Annotated in this window: 11 protein-coding genes; 8 read left to right on the top strand and 3 right to left on the bottom strand. The window is 62.6% G+C overall.

Translation table 11 applies throughout. The features are described 5' to 3' along the window. The first annotated feature begins 63 nt into the window (after positions 1-63). From P6U23_RS22895 to P6U23_RS22875, 5 genes are all read left to right on the top strand, one after another. Complete coding sequence (locus P6U23_RS22895; RefSeq protein WP_407174841.1) at positions 64-2184, top strand: sodium-translocating pyrophosphatase; 2121 nt, start codon at positions 64-66, stop codon at positions 2182-2184. Positions 2185-3759: 1575 nt separating this feature from the next. Beyond that, positions 3760-4911, top strand: coding sequence for a TIGR03118 family protein (locus P6U23_RS22890; protein WP_407174840.1), 1152 nt, complete (start codon positions 3760-3762; stop codon positions 4909-4911). A gap of 297 nt (positions 4912-5208) precedes the next feature. Beyond that, the gene (locus P6U23_RS22885) at positions 5209-7344 is read left to right on the top strand and encodes a peptidase domain-containing ABC transporter (protein ID WP_407174839.1); all 2136 of its coding nucleotides are present in this window, start codon (positions 5209-5211) and stop codon (positions 7342-7344) included. Continuing rightward, a complete protein-coding gene (locus P6U23_RS22880; RefSeq protein ID WP_407174838.1) occupies positions 7328-8713 on the top strand; it encodes an HlyD family type I secretion periplasmic adaptor subunit in 1386 nt (461 codons plus the stop codon). The genes P6U23_RS22885 and P6U23_RS22880 overlap by 17 nt, the downstream gene beginning before the upstream one ends. Positions 8714-8766: 53 nt before the next feature. Continuing rightward, a complete protein-coding gene (locus P6U23_RS22875) occupies positions 8767-10353 on the top strand; it encodes a tetratricopeptide repeat protein (RefSeq protein WP_407174837.1) in 1587 nt (528 codons plus the stop codon). 141 nt (positions 10354-10494) lie between these two features. Here P6U23_RS22875 and P6U23_RS22870 read toward each other — a convergent pair whose 3' ends face one another. Further along, complete coding sequence (locus tag P6U23_RS22870; RefSeq protein ID WP_407174836.1) at positions 10495-11298, bottom strand: IclR family transcriptional regulator C-terminal domain-containing protein; 804 nt, start codon at positions 11296-11298, stop codon at positions 10495-10497. A gap of 136 nt (positions 11299-11434) precedes the next feature. Between P6U23_RS22870 and P6U23_RS22865 the strand changes: the two genes are divergently transcribed. From P6U23_RS22865 to P6U23_RS22855, 3 genes are read left to right on the top strand one after another with little or no spacing between them, the layout of a single operon-like run. Continuing rightward, complete coding sequence (locus tag P6U23_RS22865) at positions 11435-12799, top strand: FAD-dependent oxidoreductase (protein ID WP_407174835.1); 1365 nt, start codon at positions 11435-11437, stop codon at positions 12797-12799. Positions 12800-12802: 3 nt separating this feature from the next. Continuing rightward, positions 12803-13144 (top strand): hypothetical protein, encoded by a 342-nt coding sequence (locus P6U23_RS22860; protein ID WP_407174834.1) that lies wholly within the window; start codon positions 12803-12805, stop codon positions 13142-13144. A gap of 35 nt (positions 13145-13179) precedes the next feature. Beyond that, positions 13180-14439: an MFS transporter gene (locus P6U23_RS22855; protein ID WP_407174833.1), complete on the top strand. Its 1260-nt coding sequence runs from the start codon at positions 13180-13182 to the stop codon at positions 14437-14439. Positions 14440-14487: 48 nt separating this feature from the next. Here the strand turns inward: P6U23_RS22855 and P6U23_RS22850 are convergent, their stop codons facing one another. After that, positions 14488-14658, bottom strand: coding sequence for a hypothetical protein (locus tag P6U23_RS22850; RefSeq protein ID WP_407174832.1), 171 nt, complete (start codon positions 14656-14658; stop codon positions 14488-14490). Positions 14659-14669: 11 nt separating this feature from the next. Then, positions 14670-15059, bottom strand: coding sequence for a hypothetical protein (locus tag P6U23_RS22845; RefSeq protein ID WP_407174831.1), 390 nt, complete (start codon positions 15057-15059; stop codon positions 14670-14672). Between the last annotated feature and the right edge of the window lie 4 nt (positions 15060-15063).

The following is a 15063-nucleotide window of genomic DNA, read 5'->3' as shown; positions in this document are numbered from 1 at the left end:
ATCTGAGCCGGCTGCGTCCGCAGCATGGGCGAGGGGACAAATATAATAATCTGAGGGAGTGCAATGACAGCTTTATGGTTGATCGTGCTCTGCGGAGCGCTTTCGGTTGTTTACGCCATTTGGGCGACCAGATCGGTGCTCAGCGCCGATGCCGGCAATCCGCGGATGCAGGAAATCTCGGCTGCGGTGCGCGAGGGCGCGCAGGCCTATCTGCGGCGCCAATACACCACCATCGGTGTGGTCGGGATCGTCATCTTCTTGCTGCTCGCCTTCTTCCTCGGCGTGCTGGTCGCGGTCGGCTTTGCGGTCGGGGCCATCCTTTCTGGCGCGGCCGGTTTCATCGGCATGAACGTCTCGGTACGCGCCAATGTGCGCACCGCCCAGGCCGCCACCACTTCGCTCGCCGGCGGACTTGAGCTCGCCTTCAAATCCGGTGCCATCACCGGCCTCCTTGTGGCCGGCCTCGCATTGCTCGGTGTCACCCTCTACTTCGGCTTTCTGACCTATTCGCTGCATCTGGCCCATGACAGCCGGACCGTCGTCGATGCGATGGTCGCGCTCGGCTTCGGCGCGTCGCTGATCTCGATCTTCGCTCGTCTCGGCGGCGGCATCTTCACCAAAGGCGCCGACGTCGGCGGCGACCTCGTCGGCAAGGTCGAGGCCGGCATCCCCGAGGATGATCCCCGCAACCCCGCCACCATCGCCGACAACGTCGGCGACAATGTCGGTGACTGCGCCGGCATGGCGGCGGACCTGTTCGAGACCTATGCGGTGACCGCGGTCGCCACCATGGTGTTGGCGGCGATCTTCTTCGCCAAGACGCCGATCCTCGCCAACATGATGACGCTGCCGCTCGCCATCGGCGGCATCTGCATCATCACCTCGATCATCGGCACCTTCTTCGTCAAGCTCGGCCCCAGCCAGTCGATCATGGGCGCGCTGTACAAGGGCCTGATCGCGACCGGCATCCTGTCGCTCGTCGGCGTCGCCGCCGTCATCTACTGGCTGATCGGCTTCGGCAAGCTTGATGGTGTCGAGTATAGCGGCGCGGCGCTGTTCGCCTGCGGCGTGGTCGGCCTGGCGGTGACCGGTCTGATCATCTGGATCACCGAATATTACACCGGCACCGACTTTCGCCCGGTGAAGTCGATCGCGGCAGCCTCGGTGACGGGACACGGCACAAACGTGATCCAGGGCCTTGCGATCTCGATGGAAGCGACCGCCTTGCCGGCGATCGTGATCATCGCCGGGATTCTCATCACCTACAATCTCGCCGGCCTGTTCGGGATAGCGATTGCCACCACGACGATGCTGTCGCTGGCCGGCATGATCGTCGCGCTCGACGCTTTCGGTCCGGTCACCGACAATGCGGGCGGCATTGCCGAAATGGCCGGTCTGCCGAAGGAGGTGCGCAAATCGACCGACGCGCTCGATGCGGTTGGGAACACCACCAAGGCGGTCACCAAGGGCTATGCGATCGGCTCGGCCGGCCTCGGCGCGCTGGTTCTGTTTGCGGCCTATAACCAGGACCTCAAGTTCTTCATCGGCGGTGGCGCGGGCAACGCCTACTTCAGTGGCGTCAATCCTGATTTCTCGCTCACTAATCCCTATGTCGTCGTCGGCCTTCTGTTCGGCGGCCTCCTGCCGTACCTCTTCGGTGCGCTTGGCATGACGGCGGTTGGTCGCGCGGCTGGTTCGATCGTGGAGGAAGTCCGCCGCCAGTTCCGCGAAAAGCCTGGCATCATGCAGGGGACCGACAAGCCGGACTATGGCAAGGCCGTCGACCTCCTGACCAAGGCGGCGATCAAGGAAATGATCGTGCCTTCGCTGCTGCCGGTGCTCTCGCCGATCGTCGTCTATTTCCTGATCTATGCGATCGCGGGCGGCGGCGCCGTCGGCAAATCGGCGGCATTCTCGGCCGTCGGCGCGATGCTGCTCGGCGTGATCGTGACCGGCCTGTTCGTCGCGATCTCGATGACGTCGGGCGGCGGCGCCTGGGATAACGCCAAGAAGTACATCGAGGACGGCCATTACGGCGGCAAGGGCTCCGACGCGCACAAGTCGGCCGTGACCGGCGACACCGTCGGCGATCCCTATAAGGACACGGCGGGTCCCGCGGTGAACCCGATGATCAAGATCACCAACATCGTGGCGCTGCTGCTGCTGGCTATTCTGGCGCATTGAGCAGCAGTTGGAGCAAGAACGACAGGCCCCGCGGGCGTAGGCCGGCGGGGCTTTTGTTTGGTGCCGTAGAGTCATTGTCGCCTTTCATTGCCGATTCACCTTCGCCGTCATTGTTGCTTCCGCTGAAGCTCCGGCGCGCGCTGGTCTCGTGAGCCTCGTCGACGACTTGGTGTGGACGGGACCGGACGGTCCAGCATTCCAGAGGCGCCGAAGCTTGAGCCGAACGGACGCCCCGTCGTGGATGCCCGCCTGCGCGGGGCATGACGAGAATGCGACTGCGCATTCTCGCGGCGCTATTCGCGTCCGAGCTTTGCATCTGCTTGGCCCTCACGAAATACAGAGGGCGCAGGGAAGGCCGGGTGCCCGCCGCACCCGCGGCCCCGTGTGCAAGAAATCGCGCAAAAGCGCACACGGGAGTAACCACAGGCAAGGCGGAGTCACACCGGCCTTCCCTGCGCAGTGGTTTACGGCTTACTTCGTACTCTCCTCGGTGAACCAGCTTGTTGCCACCGTCGCCGGCGCGAGCATTAAGCATCGTCGCCGACTTGGCGCCTGCATGGGCGCGCCAGGACCACACGACTTCACCGTCCGCGGGGAGTGCCGCACGTCTCTCGGCACATCCACGGCCACCGCATTCCGCTCCACGTTCGTGACGACGCGTACGCCCCTCCTGCCGGATCGGAACGGCAGCGACGATACGACTGATTCTGGTTTCTGAAAAACAGAAATATTTTTGACGCGAGGACTGGACAGGATTTTTCCGAGAGCGCCCGGCGGGCAAATCAATTCGTGGAGCATGCGTGACGGGTCGATCGTGCAGACTGGCTGTCAATCACCAGACCGCTCGGGCATGGACGCAGGAGCAAAACGCGAGCATCCCAATATCGGCGAGATAGGCCATACGGTGGAGGTTACCTGATCACCTGAGACGCCATATACATTGAAGGCTCTCTAAGCCGTACTGCACGAGTCGGTTCATCGTGGTCCGCGACACAAGAGCCGGCATTTGGAAAAGAAGCCGATGTCATGAGCTCCAGCCCCTGCGCTCTCATCGGACTCACAAGACCAACTTCAATTGTGAGTGAGTTAGTTTCTGACAAAAAAGTCAGCTTCTCAATTTTACTCTTCTTGCATGCGGATAATTCGAGCCGCGTAGTCGACGCGGCTCGGCGATACGGCAACAGCCCTCACTTGATCCCTCACAATACATCTACTTGAATTGCGTTTTGCGGGGCATAGCAGATCAGATCGAATGATCTCTTGCATAGTGGTCGCTGCAAAGTCCTCACCAAATCGAGACGTCAGTGCCTTGGACGCTTCAAAGTCCTATTCTCTGCAAAAAAAACAGCGACTCCGGAAGCGTTGAGCTGCAATCACAAGAACTGGTGCGTGTGGTTAGCTGTCGTGATCTCAATGCCCCGACACTGAAAGCCGGGGTTGCATTCTCTTAACGCGAGGGGCGCGTCTGATCAGTAAGAGCGGTCTGATCGCGAAGAGATGATCCCATGCCGCGGGTAGGCGCGACTCCAACGGTACCGAGCAAGGCTGAAAATCGACAATCCGCAGGAGGCAGCAATGAGCTTAAACTTGTCTGCAATTGCAAGCGAGATTCAACGCCGCGTTGAGGAGATCGAAGGTCGCCGTCACGTCCACCATGAGCAGGAGGAGACATCCTTTGCGCAAACCAATCTGGTTTCGGATGGCTTCGTTCCTGCGATGACGATCGATCCGGATCTGATCAACCCCTGGGGCATAGCTCACAGTGCGACGAGCCCCTTCTGGGTCTCGGACAACGGCGTGGGTGTGACGACGGTCTATACCGGTGCTGGAGCCAAGGTGAATGTCGGTGGGCTTGACTCAATCGCGATCGCGGCACCTCCGGGGCAGACCACGGCGGCCGCCCCGACTGGAGACGTGTTCAATATTGCGGGAAGTGGGTTCAACGTCAGCAGCGGCGGCCATACGGGATCCTCGGTGTTCATCTTCGCAACCGAGGACGGTACCATCTCCGGCTGGAACCCGAATGTGGACAAAGCGAGTTCTGTCTTGGCTGTCGATAACTCGCAGGGCGGTGCCGGGGCCGTCTACAAGGGTCTCGCAATTGCACAGACCGAGGATGGCACGTTGCTTTACGCGGCAAACTTCCGAAATGGCACAGTCGACGTATTCAACGACAACTTCAAGCAGGTGAAGAGCTTTACCGATCCGCACCTGCCGGTCGGCTATGCGCCTTTCAACGTGCAGGTTCTTGACGGCCACCTGTTCGTCACGTTCGCGCTGCAGAACGACACCAAACATGATGATGTCGCCGGGCCAGGCCATGGTTTTGTAGACGAGTTCGACTTGGAAGGGCATCTGATGCACCGGGTGGCGTCCGGTGGTCCGCTCAATTCTCCGTGGGGACTTGCGATCGCGCCCGCCGGTTTTGGCGAATTCGCCAACGATCTTCTCGTTGGGAATTTCGGCGACGGGACGATCAACGTCTTCAATCCGAAGAACGATCATTTCCTCGGCAAATTGGAAGGCGCCAACGGTGCCCCGATCACCATCGGCGATCTCTGGGCGCTTATGCCCGGCACTGGCAATGCCGGCACCGATCCGAGCAAGATTTACTTTACAGCAGGAGTGCAGAACGAGGCGCACGGTCTCTTTGGGAGTTTGGCGGCGATTCCAGAACCCGATAAGTCGGCCACGTCGATGACAGCAGCACACTCCTTGCACGGATAGTAAGGGTCGAGCCGCTGTATGTTTTAAATGGCCGCGACTGCGAAGCGCGGAATATCGCAATTCGGAAGGGTTGATGATGTTTCAACCCTTCCGGCCGCCGCGCGCCACGTGATGGCGGCGCAGCTCGCAGCTCAGAACGTCAGGTCGTTTTTTCGGATGCTCCTCTGAGGAGGCACCGTCGTGGACATGTCGATAGGACAGCGTCTCGGCTCGTTGACGCAGCCTACGGTCTCCGCTGATGTCGGCGCTGCGCGCCAAACGGGCAGTGACCTAATCCATCCCCGTGTGCAGGCAGTGATGGTTGCCGCGAGATTCCACGGCACGGAGTTGGATCCGAGCGAGGTCGTCTCCTCGGGTGCGCAGGGCATGCCGTCGGCCGCCTCGCTCTCCGAATGGGTGCAGAACAGCGGAATGTGGGCGCGAGCGGTGCGATTGCGGTGGCGCCAGCTTATGCACTTTGTGGATGCTGGACCGGTGGTGCTGCTGCTTGCGGACGGCAGCGCGACCCTGATGGTGGGCGCGGACGCTGATCGCAATGTCGTTTTCCTTCGGGATCCTCGCGCGCTCGCAAGCGAGATAGCGCTTCCAGTGGACGAACTGCGCCTCGAGCGGGTCTGGTCCGGTGAAGCGCTGCTGCTTCGCGCCCAGCGTGGGAAGATGGAGACGGACGCGCCGTTCACGCTAGGCTGGGTGTCGGGCCTCGTATTGCAGGAGAAGTCCTCGCTCCGCGACATCGGGCTTGGCTCGCTGACGCTGAGCTTCCTGACGATCTTCCCGCCCTTGTTGGTGATGACGGTGGTGGACAAGGTGCTGACGCACGGTAGTTACTCGACCTTGGCGCTCGTTGCCGCCATCCTTGCGATTGCAACCCTTTACGAGGCAGTCCTCGGTTATGCCCGCCGATTGATCGTGATGGTCGTCGGCGCGCGGCTGGATGCGAAGCTGAACTTGCACGTATTCAACCGTCTCCTGCGGCTGCCACTCGACTATTTCGAGCGCCACCCGGCCGGCGAGACCATGCATAAGATCGCGCAGGTCTACAAGGTTCGTGAATTCCTGACTGGAAAGCTGCTGGCGACGTTTCTCGATATGAGCACGCTGGCTGTACTGCTTCCATTCCTGTTCTATCTCAATTCGTTTCTCGCCCTTGTGGTGCTCGCCTGTGCCGCGCTCATCGTGTTGGTCGTATTGGCCTATCTCCGCCCGTTGCAGCGCGCATTCGCCAAAGTCGTTGTGGCTGAGGCCGAAAAGGCCGCCGCATTGGGCGAGACGGTCTTCGGGGTGAAAACCGTGAAATCCCTCGCGCTCGAGCCGCAGCGCCGGATGCTGTGGGATGTGCGCGTTGCCGAGGCCGGAAAGTGGCGGCTTGCCTTTGGGAAACTCGCAAACTGGCCCCAAACGATCGCTAATCCGATCGAGCGATTTATGTCGATCGGCGTTGTCTTGATCGGTGCCTATATCGCGATCGCTGACAAATCCGGCTACGCCGTAGGCGCACTGTTCGCCTTCATGATGCTCAGCATGCGCGTCGCGCAGCCACTCGCCGGGCTGGCGCGCCTGATCGAGAATTACGAGGAGGTCGGCGCCGCGATCAGCGAGGCCGCATCGGTGCTGAACCGTCCGCTGGAATATGACGGCCTTTCCCGCGGACTGCGTCCACAACTCGCCGGCGCGATCACCTTCGATGATGTAACCTTTACATATGGCGACACGAAAATTCCCGCGCTTGATCGTGTCACATTTGCAGTGCCCGCCGGCACGATGCTTGGCATCGTCGGACGCAGCGGGTCCGGGAAGTCGACGTTGACCCGGCTCTTGCAGGGGATCAACCGGGACTATAGCGGGTTCGTGAAGATCGATGGCAACGACGTGCGCGAGATCAATCTGCGGCATCTACGCCAGAGTTTCGGTGTGGTGCTCCAGGAGAACTTCCTGTTCCGCGGCGCGATTTACGAAAACATCATCGCGGGTCGCCCCGCGCTCACGCTCAGCGATGTCGTGCGCGCGGCGCGCCTCGCCGGCGCCGAGGAATTCATCGAGCGCATGCCAAATGGCTACGAGACGATCATCGAGGAGGGGTCGCCGAACCTCTCGGGCGGGCAGCGGCAGCGTCTGGCGATCGCACGCGCCCTCATTACCGATCCGCGCATCTTGATCCTCGATGAAGCAATGAGCGCGCTCGATCCGGAGAGCGAGGCGGTGCTGAACGCCAATTTGCTTCGTATCGCGCACGGCAGGACCATGATCATTGTTTCGCACCGCCTGTCGTCCTTGATCGATTGTGACCAAATCCTTGTCCTGGACAACGGCAAGGCCGTGGATATGGCGCCGCATCGCTTGCTCGTCGAACGCTGCGGCATCTACCGGCAGCTCTGGACCCAACAGAACCGTCATCTCGGCAATCAAGGGCCGCGTCATGCAAAGGCTGGCTAGCCGCGCGAACCGGGCGGACGATCCCACGCTTCCAGTGATACTGGAATTTCAGTCGCCATCCCGCGCCATCACCGCCGCCCCAATCCCCCGCACGGCGCGTGGCACGATATGGGTCATCTCCAGCATGTTCGCGGCTTGTCTGATGGCGATAGGGCTGATCCCGATCGACCGGGTTGTGACCGCCCAGGGAAAGGTGGTCTCCAAGGTACCCTTGCTCGTCCTGCAACCGTTAGAGACTTCGGTTGTTCAGTCGATCGACGTGACCGAGGGGCAAAGTGTGCACACCGGCGATGTGGTTGCGCGGCTCGATCCAACCTTCGCGGCGGCGGACGTGAGCGCGTCCGAGGCGCAGGTTTCGACGTTGCAGGCGGAAGTCTCGCGCATGCAGGCAGAAGCCACGGGACGTCCGTTCACGTCCACAGGCTCTGATCCAAACCTGTCGCTGCAGGCGTCGATATATGCCCAGCGTCAGTCGGAGCGCGATTTCAAACGTGAGACTTATAAGCAACGCATCAGTGGGCTGCAGGCCGCTGTCGCACGCGCCGTAGCTGACGTGAACGCTTACCAAGCGCGCAAGGCCGTGGCCGAACAGATCGTGTCTGTCCGTAAAGAACTGGAGCGGCATCAAGTGGGCAGCACGCTCTTATCGCTGACCGCGACCGACAATCTCTTGGAAACGACGCGTGGTCTCGCGAATGCAACGGAAACTGCCGAGAGCGCGCGCCGCGATCTCGAGGCATTGAAGGCCGAACGCGATGCCTATGAGCAGAACTGGCTTGCCGAGGTGTCGCAGAAGCTCTCGGAGCAGACGCAGAAGCTGGCCGATGCGCGCGAACAGCTCAATAAAGCGCGGTTGCGCCATCAGCTCGTGGAACTGCGCGCCAGTCGCGACGCAACCGTCTTGACGGTGGCAAAGGTTTCCGTCGGCTCCGTGCTGCAATCCGGAGACCAGTTCATCACGTTGGTCCCCACCAACGCCCCTCTTGAGGTGGAAGCAAATGTCGTGGGACGCGACGGCGGCTTCGTGCAGGTTGGCACCCCCGTGGCAATTAAGTTCGAGACGTTCCCATTCTCGCAGTATGGCTTGGCGCGCGGAGCGGTCCGCGTGATCAGTGCGGACAGCTTTACCGGGCAGGACGAGGTCAAGACGCGTTCGGGGTTTGTGCCCCCTAAGCCCGGTAGCACCGAGCCCTTCTACCGCTCCCGCATCACCATCGACAACGTGCAACTGCACGGCGTCCCAGCCGGCTTTCGTATTGTACCGGGCATGCCTGTCATTGCCGACATCATGATTGGCAAGCGCACCGTCCTCACCTATCTGCTCGGCCGTATCCGGCCGGTCGCATCAGAGGCGATGCGCGAGCCATGAGCCGGGCCAGCCAACGCAGAACGAGTGGCGGGACAAAGTATCGAAGGGGCCTTTTGGTTCGCTTGATCGATGCGCTGTCGCCGGTGGCAGCGTTGCGACATGCCCTGCGGCTTGCTGACGAGGGCCAGCGCGTGCAGGCCTTTCCGCTTCTCGCCCGTGCCGCCCGCGCCGGCCTCGCGGAAGGCGAATATCGGGTCGGGCGATGCTATCTCGAAGGCGCGGGCGTTCCAGTCAGCCGGACCGACGGCCTGCACTGGCTGAGGCGCGCCGCGACCCAAGGCCACATCGAAGCCCAGTGGCAGCTTGCATTGCTGTATCTGCGAGGTGTCGGCACTTCGGTGCACGAGGAAATTTCAAGCCTGTTCTCGGGCGACGACCCCTGCGAGCCCGACTTTGTCGCGGCGGAGAAATGGGCGCGCCTCGCGGCTGAAGCTGGCTCTGCGGATGCGCTAGCCATTCTTGGCTATATCCTTGCTTCCGGCCCGGAAGCGGTGCGCGACCTCGACGCGGCGCATCAATGGTACGAGCGGTCCGCCGACGGCAATTGTCCGCAAGGCGCCCTCGGCTACGGCCTGTGGCTGGCGCGCGTCGCCAAGGATGAGGCAGGGCAACAAAGGGCCGCGGGCTATGTCCGTCGTGCGGCGGAAGCGGGACTGGCGAGCGCGTTGTACTTGCTCGGTGAACTGACCCGAGGCGGCATCGGCGTCGAGCGCAGTGACGTGATCGCGGCTGACCTCTATAGGCAGGCGGCCGAGAAGGGCAATCGCTCCGGTCAGACACGCTGGGGGGAGGCGCTCATCGGCGGGCTGGGAGTTGAGCGAAACCAGACCGAGGGAGAAGTGTGGCTGCGACGAGCCGCACTGGCCGGGGATGCGGAGGCGGCGGCGCGGCTAGGGGACCTTTACGCCAGGCGCGGAGAGGCGCTTCCCCCGAATCATGCGGAGGCGGCGATTTGGTATCGTCGTGCCGCGGAGGCCGGTCACCCGACGGCAGCACGGTCACTCGGCCTGCTCTATCTGACCGGGGCTGGAGTTGCGCGCGATCCGGATGAAGCTTCGCACTGGCTCCGCATCTCCGCCGAAGCAGGCGACCCGCAGGCCCGGGTGGATCTTGCCAATCTTTCCCTCAGGGGTGTTGGCCATCCTGAGGACCCGGTCAAGGCGCGCCAGTTGTTGGAGCAGGCAGCCACGTCCGGAGACCTTGCCGCAGCTTTCAACCTCGGCGTCTGTCTGGCAGAAGGACTCGGGATGGAACGTGACGAGCGCCTGGCCGCCCAGTGGATGCGCAGAGCCGCTGATAGTGTCGTGGACGCGCAATATCGGTATGGACGGATGCTGGTCGAGGGGCGCGGCGTGCCGACAGATGCCACGGAAGGTCGCACCTGGATCGCGCGGGCGGCCGGAGCCGGCATGGCTGAAGCCGAGGTGGCGCTCGCGGAGATGATGGCGAACGGACGTGGCGGTCGCCGTGATCCTTTCACTGCAAGGGTGCTACTCGAGAAAGCCGCCCGCAGGGGGCACGTCGGTGCGATGCTTGGCACTCGCATGGCTGCGCCGGGACCACACGACTTCGACGTCCGCGTCGATGCCGCTCGTCAATCGGCACCGTCGCGGCCACCGTATTCCGCTCCACGTTCGTGACGACGCGTACGCTCCCTGCCGGATCGGAACGTGAAGACCATACGAATATTTCTCAGGCGCGGGCATTGACAGGATTTTGCAACGGCGGCTCGTCCGGCAAATCAGCTCGTCGCGCGATTTACACCGGGCCGCGACACCCGGTCAGGGCAGCATCAAGGAAAGCTCGTCCGCCATTGCCTTCAGCTTGGAGACGAATTCGCCAGCCAATCTTTCCCTGTTGGCGCGCGCAGAGCTGGTGCTTGCATTGAGCGAGGCCACCACGATTCCGGCACGGTTGAGAACGGGAACGGAGACGCTGACGAGGCCGTCCTCCAGTTCTTCATAGTTGATGCAATAGCCTTTCACCCTGGCCTCGGCGATCTGCGCCATGATCTCGCGCTTGAGCATGATGGTGTGCCGCGTATGCCGCGTGATCCTTGTCCGCGACAGCAGGCGCTCGACTTCAATGCGGGGCTTGTGGGCGAGCAGTATTCGCCCCGATGCAGCGGAGAATGCGGGCAGGCGCATCCCCGTCGTGATCACATAGGACAGACGCCGGCCCGGCGTATCAGAACGCGCAATGAAAACGGTCTCGGCCTCGTCCAGCACGGATAGCGAGACGGTCTCGCCGATGGCACGCGCGAGGTCGTCCAGAAAGGGCTGCAGCGACGTGCCGAGGCCGGACGACGACAGGAAGGAATAAGCGAGACGCAGTACGCGGGTGGTGAGCTCGAACCGGCGCTCATGGACGCGGGCAAAGCCGAGCTTCACGAGCGTCAGGAGCAGCCTCCGCGCGACCGCACGGTCGAGGCCTGCGCGTTCCGCGACCTGCGACAACGTCATGCCCTTGTTCTCGGGGCCGAATGCCTCGATGACCGCAAGACCCCGCGCAAAAGCGCCGACGAAATCGCGGTTCGCCTCGTCGTCGTCGCTTGAGCGGCTTGTCTTGAATGTCGATGGAACCATGGATGGGGACTCTGTGTGCGCAGAGCGCACGAATTAGCACAAAAACGCACAAATCGCCGTGGCGTGTCACGGGTGGACGCGCATAATTCCCAACAGCAGACGCGCGCCAATGCGCGCAAAACAGGGAAGGAGCGTCATGGTCGTTCGCGGAAGCGATATTTTGCAGAGGGCGAGTAGGCTGACGCCGGTCCGATCGAGCGATCATTTCGACGTGGTCGTAGCCGGTGGGGGCGCCTCGGGTCTGATGGCGGCGGTGTCTGCCGCGAGGCTGGGCGCGCGGGTTGCTGTGGTGGAGTCGTCCGGCTGCTTCGGTGGAACGGGCACCACGGGGATGGTGGCCCAGTGGCTCGGCTTCTACAACGGCGAGACCTGCGCCGTCGGCGGTCTGCCGATGGAGTTCGCCGAGAGGGTCATCGCTCGCGGTGGGTCCAAGGGTTTTGAGAACTACGTGCTCGCGGAAGCCACTGCGCGGCCGCTTCATCTAAAACGCCTGCCGTTCAATCCCGAGATCGCCAAGCTCGTTGCCGACGAGCTGGTGCTGGAGAGCGGCGTTTCCGCTTTGGTTCACGCCCGCATCAGCGGTGCCCGTCGGGAAGGTGACCGCGTGAGCGCGGTACAGGTCGAGACGTCGGGCGGGCGCCTCGAGGTGGAGGCGAGCTGCGTCGTCGACGCGAGCGGTGATGCCGTCGTGGCGCGCCATGCGGGTGCGCCGATGAAAGGCCCCGCGCCAGGCGAGCAGCGGATGGGGATGAGCCTCGTCTTTCGGCTGTCGCATGTCGACGTCGCAAGGTTTCGTGCCCTAACAAGACAGGAGAAGCGCGCGATCGCCCTCGAGGGCATCGCCGGCGGCGAGTTGTTCTGGGACGTGTTGTCGGTCTCGCCCGTCGGGCAGTCCGACGCCATCTGCCTGATGAGCCACTTGGATGGTCTCGATAGCCTCGATCCCAACGATCTGACCAAAGCCGAGTTCATCGGACGCTATCAGGTCGGCAGGATCTACGCTTTCCTGAAACGCAGGATGCCAGGCTTTGCGACCTGCGAGCTTGCGGGGATCGCAAGCCACATCGGCGTGCGGGAGAGCGTCCGGCTTGTCGGCGACTACTGGCTCACCGAGCAGGATGTGATCGAGGCGACGCCGTTTGCGGATTCCATCGCGCTGGGATGTGGTCCTCTGGACGTGCACGAAGAGGACGGCAAGCTGCGACTGCTGATGCCTTCGCAGCCTTTCGAAATTCCGGTGCGCACCATGACCTGCGCGCAGGTCAAAAACCTCCTCGTCACCGGCCGCGCCATCTCGGCAAGCCGTGAAGCAAATGGGGCGATCCGGCACCAGGCGACCGCGATGGCCCTTGGCCAGGCGGCTGGGCACCTGGCCGCACATGCGGCGGATTTCGAATGGGACCTTCGATCGGTTCCACCCAAGATCATTCAAGACGGTCTGGCTGCCGCGAGGGCGCTGCCATCGCGTGCGCATCTGTCTGCGGCAACTGCGGCCGGATGAGCCGTGGCGGCAGCTCGAGCAACGCCCGCGAACGGCTTTCCGCCGCCGCCGATCGCCGCCTTTGGAGTGACCGATCCGGATCAGATCGCCTGGCTGGAGCGGCGGCTGCGGCCGCAACCGATTGGCACGTATGTCGAGCCTCCCAGGCTGACGAAGGCGGTCGGGGCTGGGATCGACACGGTCTACGTGAGCTGCGAAGGACCGGCGATGGGTGCGATCGATCCGTTCCGGGCACGCGCGAAAGCGCGAACCGACTGGCGGTTTCAAAGTCTCGCATCGTCGCACGCGTGCATGATCTCCGATCCGAAATTGACTGCCGAAACGCTGGTGCGATTGGCCGAGTGAACGCCGCGCAGCGAAGATTTCTGAGGGAGGGCGAGATGATGAGCGTGTCTGCGGAGCTTGCGGACGCAAGAACGGGCGTTGTAAAGGAAGCGCTGCCCGCAGATGAGCTGACGGCGCCGTATCGCTGGGTCGTCCTCTCCGTCGCGTTCGCGGCGTTCTTCGTGACGTTTCTCGACCGCCTGGCGTGGGCAAACGCCAACCTTCTGGCAAGCAAATCACTACAAATTCCGATCGCGGCACTCGGCCTATTCGTGACAGCCTTCTATGTCGGCTATGTATCCGCCAGCGCATTGGCGGGCTTTGTCACGGATCGGATCGGACCGAGGCTGATGCTGTTTCTGGCTCTCACCCCGCTCGCCGCAACCACCTTCCTGTTCGGATTTACCTCTTCCTTCGCAATGGGGCTCGTGCTGCAGGGTCTCATGGGCCTCTTCGCCGGGGCCGATTACGCCGCCTGCGTCAAGATCGTCGCGTGCTGGTTCGGCCGCGCCGAACGCGGGAGGGCGCTCGGACTCTTCTCCACCGCGCCGTCGATCGGTATTGCCTGCGCCAATGCCGTCTTTCCCGCACTTCTGGGCATCGTCGACTGGCGCGCGCTCTATTGGGTTCTTGGCGGCCTGACGGCGCTGGTTGCCGTGATCTGTCTTGCCCTGCTCGCCGACTCGCCGGCGAGGCGCACGGCCGGCGCCCGGCCAGCGGAATCGGACTTCACCACATGGCGACGTGGACTGTCCGGGCTCTGCAGGGACCGCAACCTCGTCCTGATCGCGCTCGCGGGTTTTGGAGCCAATTGGGGAACGTGGGGCTTTGCGTTTTGGGCAACCGCGCTGATGGTTCGCGGCTATCAGCTCAGTCCAGTTGACGCGGGCGTCATCGCGCTGATTTTCGGCGTCGCGGCCGCCGTGTCCAAGCCGATCTACGGTTTCTTGTCGGACGTGCTGGGCGGAAAGCGACGAAACCTCGTCATCTATGATCTCCTCGCATTCACGGCGATGCTGACGATCTTTGGCTTGATGAGCTCCAAACAAGGGTTTCTGCTCGCCGCGCCCTTTCTTGGACTGACCGCGGTCGTCTACAGCCCGCTTCTCGCTGCCATGATCACGGAAAAGGTCGATGGACGCTTCACGGCAACCGCAACAGGTGTGATCAATGCGTTCTGGCAACTGGGCAGCGTGATCGTTCCCAGCATCGTGGGCGTGGTCTTCGCGGCAACCGGATCGTTTCAGGTCGCTCTTGTGATTCTCGCGGCAGGACCGCTGCTCGGAAGTCTGTGCATGGTCGCGGTGCGCGAATGACCATGGAGCCACGCGCACCATAGAGCAGCCTGCTCGCCGTCGTGCTGGTTATTTTCGCGTCACTTCCGGGAAGATCCACATCGCGATCACCATGAACGGGGCGAGCACCATGATTGCGATCTTTGGACCATGCTGTCCGATCGAGTCCTGATAGGCGTAGGCCGCGCAGGCAACGAGCAGCACGATGATGGAAAGAGCGGTCTTGATCGGAAGGGGCATCGACGACATCCTTACAGGGAAAATCCGACGGCTGACGAGACCAGCAATACCAATGAGGCGATCTGAACAAGGCCAAGCACGGCGAGCCCGCCGCGACTGTCCCGGCGCTCATTGGGGATGATCTGGAAGATCGAGGGGATAAACAGAAAGATCAGGCCACCGAAAACGACCGCAGACGTCCAGCGCAATCGCTGCTCCACGAGCAGCGCTACGCCTGCCAAGAGCATGACGCAGAGCACGGCGTTGAGCAGCACAAGTGCGCTGCCTGCAGCGCCCGCTACCGCTCGCGGCCGGGCGCTCGGCGGAAACATGCCGACCAGCGTGAAGAAGCCGAGGCAGCAGGCCGCAAAGCTCGCGGCGAACAGCGCAAGCGCGATGCCATTTGGCTCGATGGCGGCCATGATC

The organism is Bradyrhizobium sp. STM 3562, assembly GCF_045571435.1.
Classification (GTDB): domain Bacteria; phylum Pseudomonadota; class Alphaproteobacteria; order Rhizobiales; family Xanthobacteraceae; genus Bradyrhizobium.
This window is presented reverse-complemented; position numbering and strand designations above follow the sequence as displayed.

What these genes read in the sequence shown, in the direction of transcription:
- P6U23_RS22870 (WP_407174836.1), bottom strand. Translation starts at nt 11,298, where the DNA reads ATGGTTCCATCGACATTCAAGACAAGCCGCTCAAGCGACGACGACGAG.
- P6U23_RS22850 (WP_407174832.1), bottom strand. Translation starts at nt 14,658, where the DNA reads ATGCCCCTTCCGATCAAGACCGCTCTTTCCATCATCGTGCTGCTCGTT.
- P6U23_RS22845 (WP_407174831.1), bottom strand. Translation starts at nt 15,059, where the DNA reads ATGGCCGCCATCGAGCCAAATGGCATCGCGCTTGCGCTGTTCGCCGCG.
- P6U23_RS22865 (WP_407174835.1), top strand. Translation starts at nt 11,435, where the DNA reads ATGGTCGTTCGCGGAAGCGATATTTTGCAGAGGGCGAGTAGGCTGACG.
- P6U23_RS22895 (WP_407174841.1), top strand. Translation starts at nt 64, where the DNA reads ATGACAGCTTTATGGTTGATCGTGCTCTGCGGAGCGCTTTCGGTTGTT.
- P6U23_RS22885 (WP_407174839.1), top strand. Translation starts at nt 5,209, where the DNA reads ATGGTTGCCGCGAGATTCCACGGCACGGAGTTGGATCCGAGCGAGGTC.
- P6U23_RS22890 (WP_407174840.1), top strand. Translation starts at nt 3,760, where the DNA reads ATGAGCTTAAACTTGTCTGCAATTGCAAGCGAGATTCAACGCCGCGTT.
- P6U23_RS22855 (WP_407174833.1), top strand. Translation starts at nt 13,180, where the DNA reads ATGATGAGCGTGTCTGCGGAGCTTGCGGACGCAAGAACGGGCGTTGTA.
- P6U23_RS22880 (WP_407174838.1), top strand. Translation starts at nt 7,328, where the DNA reads ATGCAAAGGCTGGCTAGCCGCGCGAACCGGGCGGACGATCCCACGCTT.